Genomic DNA, 17,084 nt, shown 5'->3' with positions numbered 1-17,084 from the left:
TCCTTATCCCCTGTGTTAAACTCTTGCCCGAATTAGAATTTGGAGACCCATAATGAAACCAATCCTACCGAACTATAGTGATTCTGGTGTATTGATCATCGGTGATGTCATGCTTGATCGTTACTGGTATGGCCCGACTGGACGCATTTCCCCAGAAGCCCCAGTTCCTGTAGTAAAAGTAGAAAATAACGAAGAGCGTCCAGGTGGTGCAGCGAATGTGGCAATGAATATTGCTTCTTTGGGTGGCCATGCGCATATCGTGGGTTTAACTGGGATTGATGAGCCAGCTAAAGTGCTTAATGAGACGCTATCTGCACTGAAAGTAAAGTGTGACTTTGTGGCTCTGCCAAACTATCCAACCATTACTAAACTTCGCGTTTTGAGCCGTGGTCAGCAGCTGATCCGCCTAGATTTCGAAGACAAATTTGAAAATACCGATGCCGAGCTGATTTTAGATCGTATGGAGCAGGCACTGCCAAAAGTGAAATCGGTTGTTCTGTCTGATTATGCTAAAGGTGCATTGGAGCACGTTCAGCAGTTTATTCAGAAAGCACGCGCAGCTAAGGTACCTGTGTTTATTGACCCTAAAGGTGCGGATTTTGAACGCTACCGTGGCGCAACATTACTGACCCCTAACATGGCTGAATTTGAGCTGGTTGTGGGGAAAGTGAAATCTGAGCAAGACTTGGTTGAGAAGGGCTTAGCGCTGATTGAAGAGTTCGATTTTGATGCATTATTGGTGACGCGAAGTGAGCACGGTATGACCTTGCTGCGCCGTGGGCAGGAACCATTCCACCTACCAACTCTTGCACAAGAGGTCTATGACGTAACGGGTGCAGGTGATACCGTGATTTCTGTGCTGGCGGCATCAGTGGCGGCGGGTAAGCCCCTTGATGAAGCTTGCGCATTGGCAAATGCAGCAGCAGGCGTCGTAGTTGGTAAGCTGGGTACATCCACTGTATCAACCATTGAACTAGCTGAAGCGGTTCATGGCAGTCAAGACACTGATTTTGGTGTTATCACTGAGCAAGCGCTGATTGAAGCGGTGAAGAACGCACAATCGAAGGGCGAGAAGGTAGTGATGACCAATGGTTGTTTCGACATTCTGCACGCTGGACACGTTTCTTATCTGAACCATGCTGCTGAATTGGGTGACCGCCTGATTGTCGCTGTGAACACCGATGAATCGGTGAAGCGTTTGAAAGGCCCTGGTCGCCCGGTTAACCCGACAGATCGCCGTATGGCGGTTCTGGCTGGCCTTGGTGCGGTTGATTGGGTTGTCCCGTTTGGCGAAGAAACGCCTCAACGCCTGATTTCAGAAGTTTTGCCAGACATGCTTGTCAAAGGTGGTGATTACAAGCCTGAAGAGATTGCGGGTGGTAAAGAAGTGATTGCCAATGGTGGTGAAGTTAAAGTACTCAACTTTGAAGATGGTTGCTCAACGACTGAGATCATTGACGCAATCAAGGGCGGCAAAGGCTAAAAAGACACATTAGGCAGCGCGTTATTGAGCTCTGCCTGAGTCAGGCTTTGTTCATAACTTGTTACCATTTAAGTCGCAGCCGACAAAGAAAAAACAAAAAATGGAGCCAATTGGCTCCATTTTTCTTTCTTCGTTTTGGTGATTATTCTTCTAAATCACCACAGAATCGGTAACCTTCACCATGAATTGTCGCGATGATTTCTGGTGTACCTGAGACTGATTCAAAATGCTTACGGATACGACGGATAGTCACATCGACAGTACGGTCATGTGGCTTAAGCTCACGACCAGTCATCTTCTTAAGCAGGTCAGCACGTGTCTGGATCTTGCCTGGGTTTTCACAGAAGTGGAGTAGGGCTCGGAACTCAGAACGAGGCAGTTTGTAGCCATCGCCACTTGGGCTCACTAGTGAGCGGCTATTGATATCCAATACCCAGCCGTTGAATTCGTATTTTTCAACGCTGCGTTTTTCTTCCGTGACCACGCTGGTGCTCATAGAGCGATTTAGTAGGTTACGGGCACGGATCGTTAGCTCACGCGGGTTAAATGGCTTGGTAATGTAGTCATCTGCACCGATCTCAAGACCAAGGATCTTGTCAACTTCGTTGTCACGACCAGTCAGGAACATTAATGCCACATTCGCTTGCTCGCGCAGTTCACGTGCCAGCAGAAGGCCATTTTTACCTGGAAGGTTGATGTCCATAATAACCAAGTTGACCTGGTTATTAGACAGCACCTGGTGCATCTCTTCACCGTCACTGGCCTCGAAAACAGCGTATCCCTCTGCTTCAAAAATACTCTTTAGAGTGTTACGAGTTACTTGCTCATCTTCAACAATAAGAATGTGCGGGGTTTGCATTGGCGGTACCTAAACTTGTGAAAAAATTGTGCTAATAGAATAAATTCTAGGCAAAAACCTAACATACAGGTAATGTGATGTTGATAATAAACCAAAGACTGTAAAAATACATTGTTTCTTTGATTGCCCGCCTTCCTTGGTCCCAATTCGCTTCTTGAGGTCCCTTTTCCTCACACGCTCTATTAGTCTTTGAGGCGGATTCTATAATGTTAACAGCATGCTAACAACGTCATAATGTTAATTCCATGCACTTTGTTGATTTATATCAAGAGTTCGAATGTAACAAATATTAATAGTCTAAAACAAATGTAAAACTGTGGTTTACATGATGATAGATGCGCAACTTTGGCAAGAATATTCAGATCCTTATTTCAAGTTTTCTCGCAAACCAAGTACAACAAGGTTTGCGATTATAACTGCGTGGAATCCCGCGAGTCAGTGGTTGTCGAAGCCACAAAATGATCGAAATAATCACGACTTAGCCCAAGATTTTGGCCATACTTACTTTGTTGAAGTATTAGTGGGAGATGAAAGTTTTGCTTGGGCTGAAGAGAGTTTCGCTGTCGATATTGAGCAACAACAAGCTCTGCTGTTAGGGCGTAAATATAAACAGAATGCAATCTATTATGTGGTAGGTGACGAGCTGTTTTTGCTCTCATGTTTAGCTGATGCGACTAAGGTCAACTTGGGGCAATGGCAATGTCGATGCAGGTAAGGATTTAAAGCCAGATTCATGGAGGAAAAATGAAAGATATTACACCGGATATATGTGATAAGCATGAAGATAAAGTCACCTCATTAGATATCCCACTGCATACTTTTGGTAAGAAAAGTGCATTTTGGGGGGAGATAGTGACCGTTCGTTGTTATCACGATAACTCTAAAGTTAGGGAAACGTTGAGTCAGAACGGCAAAGGAAAAGTTTTGATTGTCGATGGGCATGGCTCCTGTCAGAAAGCTTTACTTGGTGATCAACTGGCGATTCTTGCAATTGATAACCATTGGGAAGGCGTAATTGTGTATGGTGCTATTCGAGATGCTGCTGCAATGGCTGAAATGGAACTTGGTGTAAAAGCTTTAGGGACTAGCCCATTTAAAACGGAGAAGCGAGGAGCTGGCGATACAAATGTGACACTGACGGTTCATAACCAAATGATTCAGCCTGGCGATTATGTCTACGCCGATTGGAATGGGGTGCTAATGTCTACTGAATTATTGGATTGGAGTTAGAATCGAAAGCCGATACCAACTTCTAGTTCTTGTTGCCACTCTTGATGTTCGAGGGTGGCGTGAAGATCAAGGTTTTCAGTTAACCTCATACGGCTAGATACTTCGGCTGAGATGACTTTGTCAGTCCCTCCCTCAGTGCTGTCTTCATTGTAGGAGTGCAGAGTACTTTTTACTGAGACTCTTGGCGTTATCTGATAGCTAACACCACTTAAAAAACCACTTTCATTGATGTGATTCCCTTGATTGACTCTAGCCCCAACGTAAAGATCGATATTATCGAAAACATTGTATGAGTAGCCACCATCAATTTTCCAAGTATCAAAATCGTGTTGGTTAGCTTCACTAGATAGGAACAACTTGTGCGGAGAGTTTTTTTGCTGTGATGGTAAAGCTGGAAGCTCTGTTGCCATCGATGAGCACGCAACAAGAGTAAGCAAAAGGCTTAGTGTTGTTTTCATTTGCCACTCCTTGATTGTTACTTATCCACCGCAAGATCAATTAAAGCATAAAACCTCAGCTCTGGTAGTCACTTTTTCAGTAATTTCGTGAATTAGCTAATATGCAATCTTGTTTATACTTTAGATATAAAAGGTAACTTATTGAACTGGCTCACAGAAGACGAGCCGAACGAAGTGTAAACAAAAAATAAAAACTTTTCGTTGACTCATGCTAAACAAATAGGTTAAACGTATGGGTAAGCAAACACACAATCGCAACAAAAAATATATATGTACAGCCATAGCCTAGTAGTAATGACCACAACCATTATTATTACCGACATCACACATGTTGGGGCAGGCTGCTAAGCGAAAGAAATTCAAAGAAAAGGCCTGTATCCCACAAGATACAGGCCTTTTTTTATACCAATTTACAGACATTTGGAGAAAGGGATGCGTGTATTAAAGTTTGGAGGTTCATCATTAGCAGATGCTGATCGTTTTTTGCGAGCAGCAGATATCATTGCTAATAATGCACAGCAGGAAGAGGTCGCTGTGGTTCTTTCAGCACCGGGTAAGACAACCAATAAACTCGTGGCCGTGATTGAGGGAGCACTGAAAAATGGCCAAGCGGAGTTACAAATCGCGGAGTTGGAAGATTCTTTTCGCGATCTGTATCAGGATATCAAGCAAGTTTTACCTAACATTGATGGCTCTGGCTATGACAATCAAGTCAAAACGTCTCTGACTCAGCTACGCCAATTTGTTCATGGCATCGATTTATTAGGGATGTGTCCAGATAACGTTAATGCTCGCATCATCAGTAAAGGTGAGCGTGTTTCCATTCAGCTTATGAAAGCGGTATTGGAAGCAAAAGGTCAACCTGCCAGCCTGATTGATCCAGTTAAATACCTTTACGCAAACGGTGAACACTTAGAGGCGATGGTTGACGTTGAGGTCTCGACTCAGAATTTCCGTCAGAATCCATTACCACAGGGGCACGTTAACATCATGCCGGGCTTTACCGCGGGTAACGAAGAGGGTGAACTCGTCACTCTAGGGCGTAATGGCTCAGACTATTCGGCGGCGGTTTTAGCTGCGTGTTTACGTGCTGATTGTTGTGAAATTTGGACAGATGTCGATGGTGTATATAACTGTGACCCACGCTTAGTCGATGATGCGCGTTTACTCAAATCGTTGAGCTACCAAGAAGCGATGGAGCTGTCTTACTTTGGTGCTTCTGTTCTTCACCCGAAAACCATCGCTCCAATTGCCCAATTCCACATCCCATGTTTGATCAAAAATAGCTTTAATCCTCAAGGAGCCGGTACATTAATCGGTCAAGATACGGGTGAAGATAATCTAGCGATCAAAGGCATCACTACGCTCAGTGATCTGACTATGGTTAACGTCTCTGGCCCAGGCATGAAAGGCATGGTTGGCATGGCGAGTCGTGTGTTTGGTGCTATGTCTTCAGCGGGCGTATCGATTGTGTTGATTACCCAGTCCTCTTCTGAGTACAGCATTAGTTTCTGTATCGAAGCGGAAGATAAAGCCATCGCTCAGCAAGCGCTCAGCGACTCGTTCGAATTGGAGCTCAAAGATGGTCTGCTCGAGCCAGTTGAGTTTATGGACGATGTAGCCATTGTGACACTGGTTGGCGATGGTATGCGTACTTCCCGTGGTGTCGCCTCTCAGTTCTTCTCTTCTTTAGCCGAAGTGAACGTGAACATCGTTGCTATCGCACAAGGCTCATCGGAACGTGCAATTTCTGCTGTGATTCCTGAAGATAAAATTTCTGAAGCGATCAAAGCTTGTCATGAGAACCTGTTTAACTCTAAACACTTCTTGGATGTGTTTGTAGTCGGTGTTGGTGGTGTTGGTGGTGAACTGGTAGATCAAATCCAACGTCAGCAAGCGAAACTGGCGGAAAAAGGCATCATTCTAAGAGTGTGTGGTTTGGCGAACAGCAAAGGCCTCCTGCTCGATAGTGAAGGTCTACCCTTAGAACACTGGCGTGACCGTATGAACGACGCAACCGAAGAGTTTAGCCTTGCACGGTTGATTTCTCTGGTCCAGCGCAACCACATTATCAACCCCGTTCTGGTGGATTGTACTTCTTCGGAATCTATCGCTAATCAGTATGCGGACTTCTTGGCGGCGGGCTTCCACGTTGTCACACCAAACAAAAAAGCCAACACAGCGAGCATGGCGTATTACCACCAGCTACGCGATATCGCCCGTAGTTCACGTCGCAAGTTAATGTATGAAACAACAGTTGGTGCTGGTCTACCAGTGATCGAAAACCTGCAAAACCTTATTTCCGCAGGGGATGAACTTGAGCGTTTTAGCGGGATTCTGTCAGGTTCGCTGTCATACATCTTCGGTAAGCTTGATGAAGGTATGACGCTAAGTCAGGCGACCAATATTGCGAAAGACAATGGCTTTACGGAGCCAGATCCACGTGATGATCTGTCTGGTATGGACGTCGCTCGTAAGCTACTAATTCTGGCACGCGAAGCTGGTATGAATTTAGAGCTGGAAGATGTGATTGTTGATCAAGCATTGCCACCAGGTTTTGATGATTCAGGCAGCGTAGATGAGTTTATGGCGCGATTGCCTGAGGCGGATGCTTACTTCCAAGAGTTGTCTGCCAAGGCCGCACAAGAAGGTAAAGTGCTGCGTTATGTCGGTGAAATCAATGACGGCCAATGTCGTGTTAGTATGGCTGCTGTGGATGAAAATGATCCTATGTTCAAGATCAAGGATGGTGAAAATGCACTCGCTTTCTATAGTCGCTATTACCAGCCTATTCCATTGGTGCTGCGTGGTTATGGCGCAGGTACAGAAGTGACGGCGGCTGGGGTTTTCTCGGATGTGATGCGTACTTTAGGATGGAAGCTAGGGGTTTAAGACGGATGAGTAGTGGTATGGATGTGGTGGTTTACGCTCCAGCGTCAATCGGTAACGTGAGCGTTGGTTTTGATGTGTTGGGGGCAGCGGTATCGCCTATTGATGGCACCTTGCTGGGTGATCGCGTGATGGTGAAAGCTGGAAAGGAGTCTTTTAGCCTCAAAACGGCAGGCAATTTTGTTTCTAAGTTACCGGAAAATCCTAAAGAAAATATCGTTTATGATTGCTGGCAAGTTTTTGCGAGAGAGTTGGATAAAAAGGGCGTGACTCTGTTACCGCTAGATATGACGCTTGAGAAAAACATGCCGATTGGCTCTGGGTTAGGATCAAGTGCTTGTTCGATTGTCGCGGCTCTGGATGCGCTAAACCAATTCCATGGCAATCCATTGGATCAAACTGAGCTATTGGCGTTAATGGGTGAAATGGAAGGGCAGATCTCTGGTGGCATTCACTATGATAACGTCGCTCCATGCTACCTTGGTGGTGTGCAACTAATGCTTGAAGAGCTTGGCATTATCAGCCAAGAAGTTCCTTGCTTTGACGATTGGTACTGGGTGATGGCGTATCCAGGCATTAAGGTATCAACAGCGGAAGCACGTGAGATCCTACCTTCTCAGTATCGTCGTCAGGATATCATTGCTCATGGCCGACATCTGGCGGGCTTTATTCATGCTTGTCATTCCAATCAGCCAGAGCTGGCGGCTAAGATGATCAAAGACGTGATCGCTGAACCGTATCGTGAGAAACTGCTACCGGGCTTTGCTGATGCACGTAAATACGCGGCTACAGCAGGTGCTTTGGCAACCGGGATTTCAGGAAGTGGCCCGACGCTATTTAGTATTTGCAAAGAGAAAGATGTCGCTGAGCGAGTTGCTCGCTGGTTAGAACAAAATTACGTACAAAATCAAGAAGGATTTGTCCATGTTTGTCGTTTAGACAAGCAGGGCTCAATCGTTACAGGAAGTGAGCTATGAAGCTTTACAATATAAAAGAAAATGATGAACAAGTTTCCTTTGGTCAAGCCGTTCGCCAAGGGTTAGGCCGTAACCAAGGCCTTTTTTTCCCGTCAGAACTGCCAAGGTTTGATGATGTGGATACACTTTTAGCAGAGGACTTTGTTTCTCGTAGCACCAAGATTTTGTCTGCATTGATTGGTGATGAACTGGCGCAAGATAAAGTTCACTCTATGGTTGATGCGGCATTCCAATTTCCGGCACCAATCAATGAAGTCAAACAAGGCGTTTACGCTCTTGAACTTTTCCATGGTCCAACTCTAGCGTTTAAAGACTTTGGTGGCCGCTTTATGGCGCAATCCTTAGCTGCGGTTTCAGACGGTGGTAAAATTACCATTTTGACTGCTACCTCTGGCGATACGGGCGCCGCAGTCGCGCATGCTTTTTACGGTATGGAAGACATCAATGTGATGATTCTGTACCCGAAAGGCAAGATCAGCCCACTGCAAGAGAAATTATTCTGCACGCTTGGTAAAAATATTCACACCGTAGCAATCGATGGTGACTTCGATGCTTGTCAGGCGCTGGTTAAGCAGGCGTTTGATGATGCGGCACTGCGTGAAGAGATAGGCCTGAACTCAGCAAATTCAATCAACATTAGTCGCTTGATGGCGCAAATCTGTTACTACTTTGAGGCCGCAGCGCAAATGAGTAAGGAAGAGCGCGAAAACTTGGTCGTTTCTGTGCCAAGCGGTAACTTTGGTAACTTAACCGCAGGTCTACTGGCGAAAGCACTTGGCCTGCCAATTAAACGTTTTATTGCGGCAACAAATGCTAATGATACCGTACCACGTTACTTAGAGACAGGTAACTGGGAGCCAAAACCAACAGTGGCAACCACATCGAATGCGATGGATGTAAGCCAGCCAAACAATTGGCCGCGTATTGAAGAGCTATGCCGTGTGAAAGAGTGGGGCCTAGAGACATTAGGTAAAGGTGCGGTTTCAGATGAGCAAAGTGCGCAGTCAGTCAAAGAGTTGTACTCGCTTGGTTATCTTTGTGAGCCGCATGGTGCAATTGCATACCGCGTCCTTCAAGAGCAGTTGCAAGATGGGGAAACAGGGTTATTCCTTTGCACCGCTCACCCGGCCAAATTCAAAGAAGTTGTTGATGAGATTCTTGATTCAGATATCGCTCTACCAGGACCGCTCGCAAAACACGCTGAGATGGAATTGCTTTCTGAAGACTTAGCCAATGACTTCGATTTACTGAAAGACGTTCTGCGTCGAGTGCAAAAGTAATTTATCGCTCAAAGCCAAAAGGTCACCTCGGTGACCTTTTTTATGTTTAAACGCTTTAATTAACGATTGAGCGCAAATGTTGGCAGAGACAAGTGCCAGCGAATAGCGCCTAAACGAATTAATAGGGTAGAAAATACGCCAGCCAAGAAAGCCGTGTCGGAATCATGGCCCATGGCGAGTGCTGTGGTATGAAAAACACCACCGATAATACAGGCCGTCGCATACACTTCACTGCGCAGCACCATAGGAACTTCGCGAGCTAAAACATCACGAATGATCCCTCCACCGCACCCGGTAATCACACCCATAATGATGGCAACCAAAGCTGAATCTTGATAGGTCATGGTTTTATCCACACCAATACCAACGAAAACGGCTAGGCCAATCGCGTCGCAGACAGGAAGAATCCACCAAGCCAGACGTTTGGGGCGACGGACGATGATCATGGTCAACAGACAAGTGATGAGAATGGTCCACAAATAGTTGGTATCAGTGATCCAAAAGACAGGGGTTGCGCCTAAAGCCATATCTCTAATTGTACCTCCACCGATGGCAGTCACACTGCCTAATACGGCGACACCAAAAGGGTCCATTTTTAAGCGGCCAGCGAGTAGTACACCTGATACAGCGAAAATAGCGGTGCCGAATAAATCGACACTATAAAGCAGCATGGAGTTCACGGGGCTAATATCTCTTACAAAGGCTCAGTAGACTGAGTGACAAAAACGACGCGGATTGTATGGTAACAGAGCGCATAGAAGTTAGCGATTTCGTCTCACTGTATCGAAGTGCTCACAAACTTCCTCGATCGCGTTGAGCGTTCTTTGGGTCGGGCGGTTCAACCAGTTAGAGTTGAGAGACCAAACGTGATGGTTCTTCACGGCAGAAAGCTGCTGATTCCATTTATTCCATGGATGAGTGTTAGCTATGGCCGATTGTGAAGTGAAAATAACATCCGGGTTTTTTAAAACGACTTGTTCTGTGCTCACTTGCGGATAGGGTGCTGAACTGCTCTCAAAAACATTGATGCCGCCACAAAAGGAAAACACTTCGCTTGGCCAACTTCGTTTTGCAACAGTAATCATGGGTTGTTCACTAAGCTGATAGAAATACGAAACCGGAATTTCAGTTTGATAGCGTTGTTTGAATTCGGCAAGCTGAGCTCTGAATAGCTGTCCGGCTTCGATCCCAATCGATGGATTTTCTGCATATTTACTCAATTGCTCAATATTTTTGGCAATATCGTCCAGTGAATTTGTGGTGGAAAAGTAAATATTGAGACCAAACTGTTTGAGCTTCTCAAGCTCTCTTGGTGGATTACCAGCAGGCCATGCGATGACTAAATCTGGTTGAAGAGCAATAATGCGCTCTAGCTTAATTCCCTGATAGTTAGAAACTTTTTCTATTTCCTTTGCTTGTTCGGGATAATCACTATGCTCGCTCACGGCGATAAGTTTATCCCCCAGACCAGCTGCAAAAGCCATTTCAGTCGCGTGGGGGGCCAAACTGATTACACGTTTGGCTGGCTCGGCGTGGCTGAAGGTTGGAAATAGTAGAAATAAAATAAGGGACAGTCGTGTCATTATTTAAATGCCTTGATAGATTAAACCCATGATCGCACTCTGCACTAATATCCAAGCAAACATCCGCCAAGCCAGTAAGCGTTGTACCTGAGCAATGTGGATCGCAGAAGGGGCTATTCTGCCACCTAGCTTACTTCGCACTGATTTCTTCCCGTCGTAAATGGCAGGCCCTCCGAGCGATAGTTCTTGCTTCGCACCCACTGAAATGATCAGCCAAGATGGTCCTGGAAGTGGCCAACTACTTGCTTGCTGTTTCAACAGTGCAAACACTTCACTGGTTCGTTTTCCTAACGCTATGACCAGTGCAAATAGGCGAAGTGGAATATAGTCTAATACCGCGACAGCACGGATAACAGGTAGACCAAAAGGAGAGAATTTCTCTCGAGATGGAGACCAAGCGCGAGCCAGTTCTACGGTCATACGATAAATGAAGGCACCAATCCCCCCTGCGATGGCGTACCAGAAAAGGACAGCGACGACATTGCGCCCGTAGGACATGATTAAGGTTTCTGCGCCCGCTTTACCTAAGCCGAGTAGCGATAGTGAGTCGGTTGAGCGATTTACTATTGGCTTGAGCAGCATTCTTGCGTGTTCTTTATCCTCTCTTGCGAGTGCTTCGACAAAATGTGCGGTGAATTTATCGGTGTTGCGCCAATCAATGGCAAGTAAGAGCAGAGCCAGCTCAAACAGCTGAGCTTGCCAGACAAGAGGTTTTAGGGCGATCAACACGATAAGCATGGGAATGGTCATCAACAACCACGCTAAAGTACCGGAGATCATACTCTGCGAATAACTGGAGTTGGTGTTGACCTTGTCAGCCAGTTGCTCAGCAAATTTATGCCATAAAATAGCAGGGTGGGCTTCTCGAGGGAAAGGAAGGATAAGGTGAAACAACAAAGCGCCCCATAATACGAGGAGCGCTCCATTTGAGTACAACTGATGAAAAAGTTCTTCCATGAATATCAGTCACTCTCTAGAGGATTAAGCTTTTAACAAATCAACCATTTTTACTACCATCTCTGATGAGCTCTTAGCCGCTAATGGCAGGAACTCATCAAAGCTCATGCCCGCTTCCTTATCTGCGACGTCAGAGATAGCACGCACGACAACAAATGGTACCTTGAACTGGTGACAGGTTTGAGCAATCGCTGAGGCTTCCATTTCAACGGCAATAACGGAAGGGAAGTATTTGCGAATAAAGGCTTGACGCTCTGCGCTTGCGACAAATGCATCACCAGTACAGATTAAGCCACGTACGGCGTGTTTGTCGTCCATTTTCGCCAGTGCTTTTTCAGCGACATCCATCAATTTTTCATCTGCCATGAAAGCCGCTGGCTGACCAGCCATTTGCCCCATTTCGTAGCCAAAGGCCGTCACGTCTGCATCGTGGTGACGAACTTCCGTTGAGATCACAACATCACCAAGGTTAAGGCTAGAGTCAAAGCCACCAGCAGAACCTGTATTAATCACGACGTCAGGCTGGTATTCATCCAGCAGAATAGTGGTTCCTATCGCAGCCGCGACTTTACCAATACCAGATTGAAGTAGCACCACCTCTACACCGTTAAGCTGACCTGCGTAGAAAGTACAGCCTGCTTTAGACGCTTCTTGGCAGTTTTCAATAGCTTGCTTAAGAATAGAGACTTCTTGCTCCATTGCACCGATGATGCCGATTTTCATAAGGAATCCTGTTAATTCAAATAGGTAGGTTTGGATAGGCTAAGTGTAACAGAAAAGGGGCATAACGGAATGGACTTCATGTAAGCCTCGGTAGGGTTGTACGGAGTTTGTTTACTGAGAATGGCTGACATTATTGTTCAAGCGAGTTTTCCTAATCGTTAAGAATAGGTGCTGGAGTGGTTCTCCCCAAATACTTATTGCTTAACCCGAGCTCATCCCCTATAATTCGCGCTCCTCGTGTCGGCTGAATCAGAGATTGGCTGGCACAACGTTTAACCTACTCTTATTAGGAGAGAATTATGTCTCTGAATGCAGAAACTAAAGCAGCAATCGTTGCTGATTACGCACGTGGCGAAGGCGACACAGGTTCACCAGAAGTACAAGTAGCTCTACTGACTGCTTCTATCAACCACCTACAAGGTCACTTCAAAGCGCATAAAGGCGATCACCACAGCCGTCGTGGTCTTCTACGTATGGTTTCTCGTCGTCGTAAGCTTCTAGATTACCTAAAAGGTAAAGATCTAGATCGTTACCACGACCTAATCAAGCGTCTAGGCCTACGTCGCTAATTAGCGGCTGCATAGAGCAGTTTGTCGAAAAAGGGGCTTTTAGCCCCTTTTTTGTTGCCAGTTACTTATTTTGGTTGGTATAACTTAGCCAAACAGAATTAATCCCGCTATAATACGCCCGCATGCTCTCGATGCTTTAATAAAAGATCAGAGTCTGTTCACAAAGCTCATAGCATTACAGTCAACCACGTCGACCAAAAGGTCGCGACTATTCAAAGTGAATTCAGCCTATCTCAGTTCACTTTTACTAGTCGCGATTTGTAATGCCTTGAGTATCAATCAATACACTCTAAATACATTCATATGATGTGTTTAGAAACAAGGAATAACAATGTTCGAAAAACCAGTTGTTAAAACGTTCCAGTACGGTAACCACACGGTTACTCTAGAAACTGGCGTTATCGCACGTCAAGCGACGGCAGCAGTAATGGTGACTATGGACGATACAGCAGTATTCGTTTCTGTAGTTGGTAAAAAAGAAGCGGTAGAAGGTCAAGACTTCTTCCCACTAACAGTAAACTATCAAGAGCGTACATACGCTGCAGGTAAAATCCCAGGTGGCTTCTTCAAGCGTGAAGGTCGTCCATCTGAAGGCGAAACGCTAACGGCTCGTCTAATCGACCGTCCAATCCGTCCTTTATTCCCAGACGCATTCAAAAACGAAGTTCAAGTTATCGCGACAGTTGTGTCTGTAAACCCAGACGTTCAACCTGACATCGTGACGATGATTGGTACTTCAGCAGCACTTGCTATCTCTGGTATCCCGTTCAACGGTCCTATCGGTGCAGCGCGTGTTGGTCACGTAGATGGTCAACTAGTGCTTAACCCAAGCAACACTGAGCTTGAAAATTCTAAGCTAGACCTAGTCGTTGCAGGTACTGAAGGCGCTGTTCTAATGGTTGAGTCAGAAGCTGACAACCTAACTGAAGAAGAGATGCTATCTGCTGTCGTTTACGGTCACGATCAACAACAAGTTGTGATCAAGGCGATCAACGAATTCAAAGCGGAAGTGGCTACTCCTGCTTGGGATTGGGTTGCTCCAGAAGAGAACACTGCGCTTGTAAACAAGATTGCTGAACTTGCAGAAGCTAAGCTAGTAGAAGCTTACCAAATCACTGAGAAGATGGCTCGTTACGACCGCATCCATGAGATTGCGGCAGAAGTAAACGAAGTGCTACTTGCTGAAGATCCTGAAGCGAACACGAAAGAAATTCACACTATCTTCCACGATCTAGAGAAGACAGTTGTACGTCGCAGCATTATCGCAGGTAACCCACGTATCGACGGTCGTGAAAAAGACATGGTTCGTGCGCTAGACGTACGTACTGGCGTTCTTCCACGTACTCACGGTTCTTCACTATTTACTCGTGGTGAAACTCAGGCGCTAGTAACGGCGACTCTAGGTACGCAGCGCGATGCTCAAATCATTGATGAACTAACAGGTGAGAAGAAAGATCACTTCCTACTACACTACAACTTCCCTCCATACTGTGTAGGTGAGACTGGTTTTGTTGGTTCTCCTAAGCGTCGTGAAATCGGCCACGGTAAACTAGCTAAGCGTGGTATCGCTGCAGTAATGCCTTCTGTTGATGAGTTCCCATACACAGTCCGTGTTGTATCGGAAATCACTGAATCTAACGGTTCTTCATCAATGGCTTCTGTATGTGGTACATCTCTAGCTCTTATGGACGCTGGCGTGCCAATCAAGTCTTCTGTTGCGGGTATCGCAATGGGTCTTGTTAAAGAAGGCGACGATTTCGTTGTTCTTTCTGACATCCTTGGTGACGAAGACCACCTAGGTGACATGGACTTTAAAGTAGCAGGTACTAACACGGGTATCACTGCTCTTCAAATGGACATCAAGATCGAAGGTATCACTAAAGAGATCATGCAAATTGCGCTTAACCAGGCGCAAGGTGCACGTAAGCACATCCTATCTGTAATGGATGAAGCTATCTCTGGTGCTCGTGAAGATATCTCTGAGTTCGCTCCGCGCATTCACACAATGAAGATCAGCGCAGAGAAGATCAAAGACGTTATCGGTAAAGGTGGTGCCGTTATCCGTGCTCTAACTGAAGAGACGGGTACAACTATCGAAATCGAAGACGACGGTACTATTAAGATTGCTTCTGCTGAAGGCGCTGCTGCGAAAGAAGCAATTCGTCGTATTGAAGAGATCACAGCAGAAGTTGAAGTTGGCCGCATCTACACAGGTAAAGTAGCGCGTCTAGCTGACTTTGGTGCATTCGTAACTATCCTGCCAGGTAAAGATGGTCTAGTACACATCTCTCAAATTGCTGACAAGCGAGTAGAGAAAGTGTCGGACTACCTAGCTGAAGGTCAAGAAGTTCAAGTGAAAGTGCTTGAAATCGACCGTCAAGGCCGCGTTCGTCTAAGCATGAAAGAAGCTGTAGAAAAGACTGAAGAAGCAACGGAAGAAAAACCAGTAGCTGACGCATAATTTAGTCAACTATGGCGTATTAGCCTATTGTGCTAAAAGCATGTTATAAAGGGAGCATTACGCTCCCTTTTTTAATGCGGACCAGTCTGGGTTAAAGGCTCAGCAACAGGAGTATTTATTTGTGAAATGGTTTCAAACCGCAACACTTAGTTTGGCATTGTTAGTGACGGGCGGTTGTGCGTCTGTATTCGATCAGCAGCCTGATTGGATATTGCCGCCGATGGTTGAAGCGTTACAGCCTACTTTGCAACAAGAAGTACAGATAGCCCGATTAAGCCAACTGCTACAGCGCCCCGATTTACCCAATGAAACGAGAGCTAAAATTCTTAACGAAAGGGGAAATCATTATGATAATGTTGGCCTGAGAAACTTAGCTCGATTGGATTATGAGCAATCATTGGCAATCTACCCTGCTCAGGCGGATCTCTTCAATTTGTTAGGAGTCTATTTCACAGAGAATAGAAACTTTGATGCTGCATATGATGCATTTGATTCTGCTTTAGAGTTAGCTCCTGATAACTCATATGCGGCAAGAAATCGTGCTATTGCTTTGTACTATGGTGATCGAATTGAACTAGCGCTTGAAGACATGCAGTTACATTATGATCAAGACCCCAGTGACCCATTCCGAGCGCTTTGGTTATATATAGTCAAGTCTGAAGTTTCCCCTCATGTTGCGAAAGAAGAGTTACTGTCTAGGTACGCGGACCGTGACAACCAGTGGGGGTGGTTTTTAGTCGGGATTGTTTTAGGTGAGGTGTCCGAGAGAGAGGCTTTTAAAGCCATCACGGAAGCCAGTAAGGAGCGTACTGTTTTGGCTCAGCGCTTGACGGAAGCTTATTTCTATTTAGGTAAACGTTATCAAGCTCAAGGAACCGATGAAGGTCTAGCGAAAGCGATATCATTCTATAAACTGGCTATTTCTTTCAATGTCTTTGAGTATGTTGAGCATCGCTACGCATTTCTCGAACTACAGGGCATCTATGATGACGCGCATCAAAAGGGGATGGCTGATTCCCAAAATAAACAGGCCCGTTTAAAGTAGTCACTAGATATTTCAATTGGAACCGCTGCCTTGCAGCGGTTTTTTATTGCCAAAAATCTACTCTAAGATTAATATAGTTAGCCTTGCTAACTATATTCTGGGTTTGTTATGGAACTAGAGAATTGTTTGGTAGAACTGGAGCGTTTTTGTGCTAAAGCGTGGCGTGTGCACGCAAAAGAAGACCCATTATCGTTATTGAGTTTCAACGAGTATGATTATCTGCGGGCCATTGAAGAGCATCCGGAAGGGGTCAGAATTACCGATTTGGCTAACGAGATGAAAGTCACCAAACCTTCTGCGTCAAACATGGTGGCTCGGCTACAAAAGAAAGGTTTGGTTGTACGTGTGGCTTGTCATGAGGATGCACGCTCAAAGCGAGTTGTACTTAGTGAGCAGGTATTAAAAGACTTATCTAAAGAGCAGGTGGTATATCAACATATTGCTCAAGCGATGAAGGGTAAATTAAATGACAAAGAAGCAGGACAGCTCGTGTCTTTGTTGGAAAAATCATTGAAAGGCTAATGGGAAAACTGCCTTTCAATTTAACTATTTAGTTAGCATGGCTAACTT

16 protein-coding genes and 1 other annotated feature are annotated in these 17,084 nt (G+C 45.5%); of the genes, 10 read left to right on the top strand and 6 right to left on the bottom strand.

Annotation, left to right across the window (positions count from 1 at the left end; all coding sequences use genetic code 11):
- The first annotated feature begins 52 nt into the window (after positions 1-52).
- Positions 53-1,483, top strand: coding sequence for a bifunctional D-glycero-beta-D-manno-heptose-7-phosphate kinase/D-glycero-beta-D-manno-heptose 1-phosphate adenylyltransferase HldE (gene hldE, locus L1D23_RS17080; RefSeq protein ID WP_239838514.1), 1,431 nt, complete (start codon positions 53-55; stop codon positions 1,481-1,483).
- Positions 1,484-1,625: 142 nt separating this feature from the next.
- Here hldE and arcA read toward each other — a convergent pair whose 3' ends face one another.
- A complete protein-coding gene (gene arcA / locus L1D23_RS17075; RefSeq protein WP_239838513.1) occupies positions 1,626-2,342 on the bottom strand; it encodes a two-component system response regulator ArcA in 717 nt (238 codons plus the stop codon).
- 325 nt (positions 2,343-2,667) lie between these two features.
- On the opposite strand from arcA, the gene L1D23_RS17070 reads away from it, so the two are divergent.
- Together L1D23_RS17070 and L1D23_RS17065 are read left to right on the top strand one after the other, a co-directional pair.
- The gene (locus tag L1D23_RS17070; protein WP_239868721.1) at positions 2,668-3,057 is read left to right on the top strand and encodes a DUF3293 domain-containing protein; all 390 of its coding nucleotides are present in this window, start codon (positions 2,668-2,670) and stop codon (positions 3,055-3,057) included.
- Positions 3,058-3,086: 29 nt separating this feature from the next.
- Positions 3,087-3,572: a putative 4-hydroxy-4-methyl-2-oxoglutarate aldolase gene (locus L1D23_RS17065; protein ID WP_239868718.1), complete on the top strand. Its 486-nt coding sequence runs from the start codon at positions 3,087-3,089 to the stop codon at positions 3,570-3,572.
- Here L1D23_RS17065 and L1D23_RS17060 read toward each other — a convergent pair.
- Positions 3,569-4,030 carry a hypothetical protein gene (locus L1D23_RS17060; protein WP_239868715.1) on the bottom strand — a complete coding sequence of 154 codons (462 nt, stop codon included), beginning with the start codon at positions 4,028-4,030 and terminating at the stop codon, positions 3,569-3,571. The genes L1D23_RS17065 and L1D23_RS17060 overlap by 4 nt on opposite strands.
- Before the next feature lie 283 nt (positions 4,031-4,313).
- Positions 4,314-4,433 (top strand) — a sequence feature (Thr leader region).
- 29 nt (positions 4,434-4,462) lie between these two features.
- On the opposite strand from L1D23_RS17060, the gene thrA reads away from it, so the two are divergent.
- The 3 genes from thrA to thrC are packed head-to-tail and all read left to right on the top strand — an operon-like array spanning position 4,463 to position 9,176.
- Positions 4,463-6,922, top strand: a complete 2,460-nt coding sequence (gene thrA / locus L1D23_RS17055) for a bifunctional aspartate kinase/homoserine dehydrogenase I (protein WP_239868712.1) — start codon at positions 4,463-4,465, stop codon at positions 6,920-6,922.
- Positions 6,923-6,939: 17 nt separating this feature from the next.
- Positions 6,940-7,896 carry a homoserine kinase gene (gene thrB / locus L1D23_RS17050; protein ID WP_239869014.1) on the top strand — a complete coding sequence of 319 codons (957 nt, stop codon included), beginning with the start codon at positions 6,940-6,942 and terminating at the stop codon, positions 7,894-7,896.
- Complete coding sequence (gene thrC, locus L1D23_RS17045) at positions 7,893-9,176, top strand: threonine synthase (protein ID WP_239868708.1); 1,284 nt, start codon at positions 7,893-7,895, stop codon at positions 9,174-9,176. The genes thrB and thrC overlap by 4 nt, the downstream gene beginning before the upstream one ends.
- A 59-nt stretch (positions 9,177-9,235) precedes the next feature.
- Here thrC and L1D23_RS17040 read toward each other — a convergent pair whose 3' ends face one another.
- The 4 genes from L1D23_RS17040 to mtnN form a co-directional block, all read right to left on the bottom strand.
- Positions 9,236-9,856 (bottom strand): TRIC cation channel family protein, encoded by a 621-nt coding sequence (locus tag L1D23_RS17040; protein WP_239838507.1) that lies wholly within the window; start codon positions 9,854-9,856, stop codon positions 9,236-9,238.
- Positions 9,857-9,937: 81 nt separating this feature from the next.
- The gene (btuF, locus tag L1D23_RS17035) at positions 9,938-10,759 is read right to left on the bottom strand and encodes a vitamin B12 ABC transporter substrate-binding protein BtuF (protein WP_239868705.1); all 822 of its coding nucleotides are present in this window, start codon (positions 10,757-10,759) and stop codon (positions 9,938-9,940) included.
- A 3-nt stretch (positions 10,760-10,762) separates the two neighbouring features.
- Positions 10,763-11,716 carry a cobalamin biosynthesis family protein gene (locus L1D23_RS17030; RefSeq protein WP_239868702.1) on the bottom strand — a complete coding sequence of 318 codons (954 nt, stop codon included), beginning with the start codon at positions 11,714-11,716 and terminating at the stop codon, positions 10,763-10,765.
- Between the two features lie 24 nt (positions 11,717-11,740).
- Positions 11,741-12,439: a 5'-methylthioadenosine/S-adenosylhomocysteine nucleosidase gene (gene mtnN, locus L1D23_RS17025; RefSeq protein ID WP_239838504.1), complete on the bottom strand. Its 699-nt coding sequence runs from the start codon at positions 12,437-12,439 to the stop codon at positions 11,741-11,743.
- A gap of 299 nt (positions 12,440-12,738) precedes the next feature.
- Here mtnN and rpsO point away from each other — a divergent pair, with 299 nt between their 5' ends.
- From rpsO to L1D23_RS17005, 4 genes are all read left to right on the top strand, one after another.
- The gene (gene rpsO, locus L1D23_RS17020) at positions 12,739-13,008 is read left to right on the top strand and encodes a 30S ribosomal protein S15 (protein ID WP_006957756.1); all 270 of its coding nucleotides are present in this window, start codon (positions 12,739-12,741) and stop codon (positions 13,006-13,008) included.
- A gap of 331 nt (positions 13,009-13,339) precedes the next feature.
- The gene (gene pnp, locus L1D23_RS17015) at positions 13,340-15,469 is read left to right on the top strand and encodes a polyribonucleotide nucleotidyltransferase (protein WP_239868699.1); all 2,130 of its coding nucleotides are present in this window, start codon (positions 13,340-13,342) and stop codon (positions 15,467-15,469) included.
- 121 nt (positions 15,470-15,590) lie between these two features.
- A complete protein-coding gene (gene nlpI, locus L1D23_RS17010) occupies positions 15,591-16,514 on the top strand; it encodes a lipoprotein NlpI (protein WP_239868695.1) in 924 nt (307 codons plus the stop codon).
- Between the two features lie 108 nt (positions 16,515-16,622).
- Positions 16,623-17,036 (top strand): MarR family transcriptional regulator, encoded by a 414-nt coding sequence (locus L1D23_RS17005; RefSeq protein WP_239838501.1) that lies wholly within the window; start codon positions 16,623-16,625, stop codon positions 17,034-17,036.
- Positions 17,037-17,084: the final 48 nt, after the last annotated feature.

It is taken from the genome of Vibrio sp. Isolate24, from assembly GCF_022398215.1.
Taxonomy (GTDB): domain Bacteria; phylum Pseudomonadota; class Gammaproteobacteria; order Enterobacterales; family Vibrionaceae; genus Vibrio; species Vibrio coralliilyticus_A.
The sequence above is the reverse complement of the archived record's forward strand: the minus strand, read 5'-3'. Positions and strand labels throughout refer to the sequence as shown.

What these genes read in the sequence shown, in the direction of transcription:
- thrA (WP_239868712.1), top strand. Translation starts at nt 4,463, where the DNA reads ATGCGTGTATTAAAGTTTGGAGGTTCATCATTAGCAGATGCTGATCGT.
- L1D23_RS17070 (WP_239868721.1), top strand. Translation starts at nt 2,668, where the DNA reads ATGATGATAGATGCGCAACTTTGGCAAGAATATTCAGATCCTTATTTC.
- L1D23_RS17005 (WP_239838501.1), top strand. Translation starts at nt 16,623, where the DNA reads ATGGAACTAGAGAATTGTTTGGTAGAACTGGAGCGTTTTTGTGCTAAA.
- thrB (WP_239869014.1), top strand. Translation starts at nt 6,940, where the DNA reads ATGGATGTGGTGGTTTACGCTCCAGCGTCAATCGGTAACGTGAGCGTT.
- L1D23_RS17060 (WP_239868715.1), bottom strand. Translation starts at nt 4,030, where the DNA reads ATGAAAACAACACTAAGCCTTTTGCTTACTCTTGTTGCGTGCTCATCG.
- pnp (WP_239868699.1), top strand. Translation starts at nt 13,340, where the DNA reads ATGTTCGAAAAACCAGTTGTTAAAACGTTCCAGTACGGTAACCACACG.
- hldE (WP_239838514.1), top strand. Translation starts at nt 53, where the DNA reads ATGAAACCAATCCTACCGAACTATAGTGATTCTGGTGTATTGATCATC.
- mtnN (WP_239838504.1), bottom strand. Translation starts at nt 12,439, where the DNA reads ATGAAAATCGGCATCATCGGTGCAATGGAGCAAGAAGTCTCTATTCTT.
- thrC (WP_239868708.1), top strand. Translation starts at nt 7,893, where the DNA reads ATGAAGCTTTACAATATAAAAGAAAATGATGAACAAGTTTCCTTTGGT.
- L1D23_RS17030 (WP_239868702.1), bottom strand. Translation starts at nt 11,716, where the DNA reads ATGGAAGAACTTTTTCATCAGTTGTACTCAAATGGAGCGCTCCTCGTA.
- L1D23_RS17065 (WP_239868718.1), top strand. Translation starts at nt 3,087, where the DNA reads ATGAAAGATATTACACCGGATATATGTGATAAGCATGAAGATAAAGTC.
- arcA (WP_239838513.1), bottom strand. Translation starts at nt 2,342, where the DNA reads ATGCAAACCCCGCACATTCTTATTGTTGAAGATGAGCAAGTAACTCGT.
- rpsO (WP_006957756.1), top strand. Translation starts at nt 12,739, where the DNA reads ATGTCTCTGAATGCAGAAACTAAAGCAGCAATCGTTGCTGATTACGCA.
- btuF (WP_239868705.1), bottom strand. Translation starts at nt 10,759, where the DNA reads ATGACACGACTGTCCCTTATTTTATTTCTACTATTTCCAACCTTCAGC.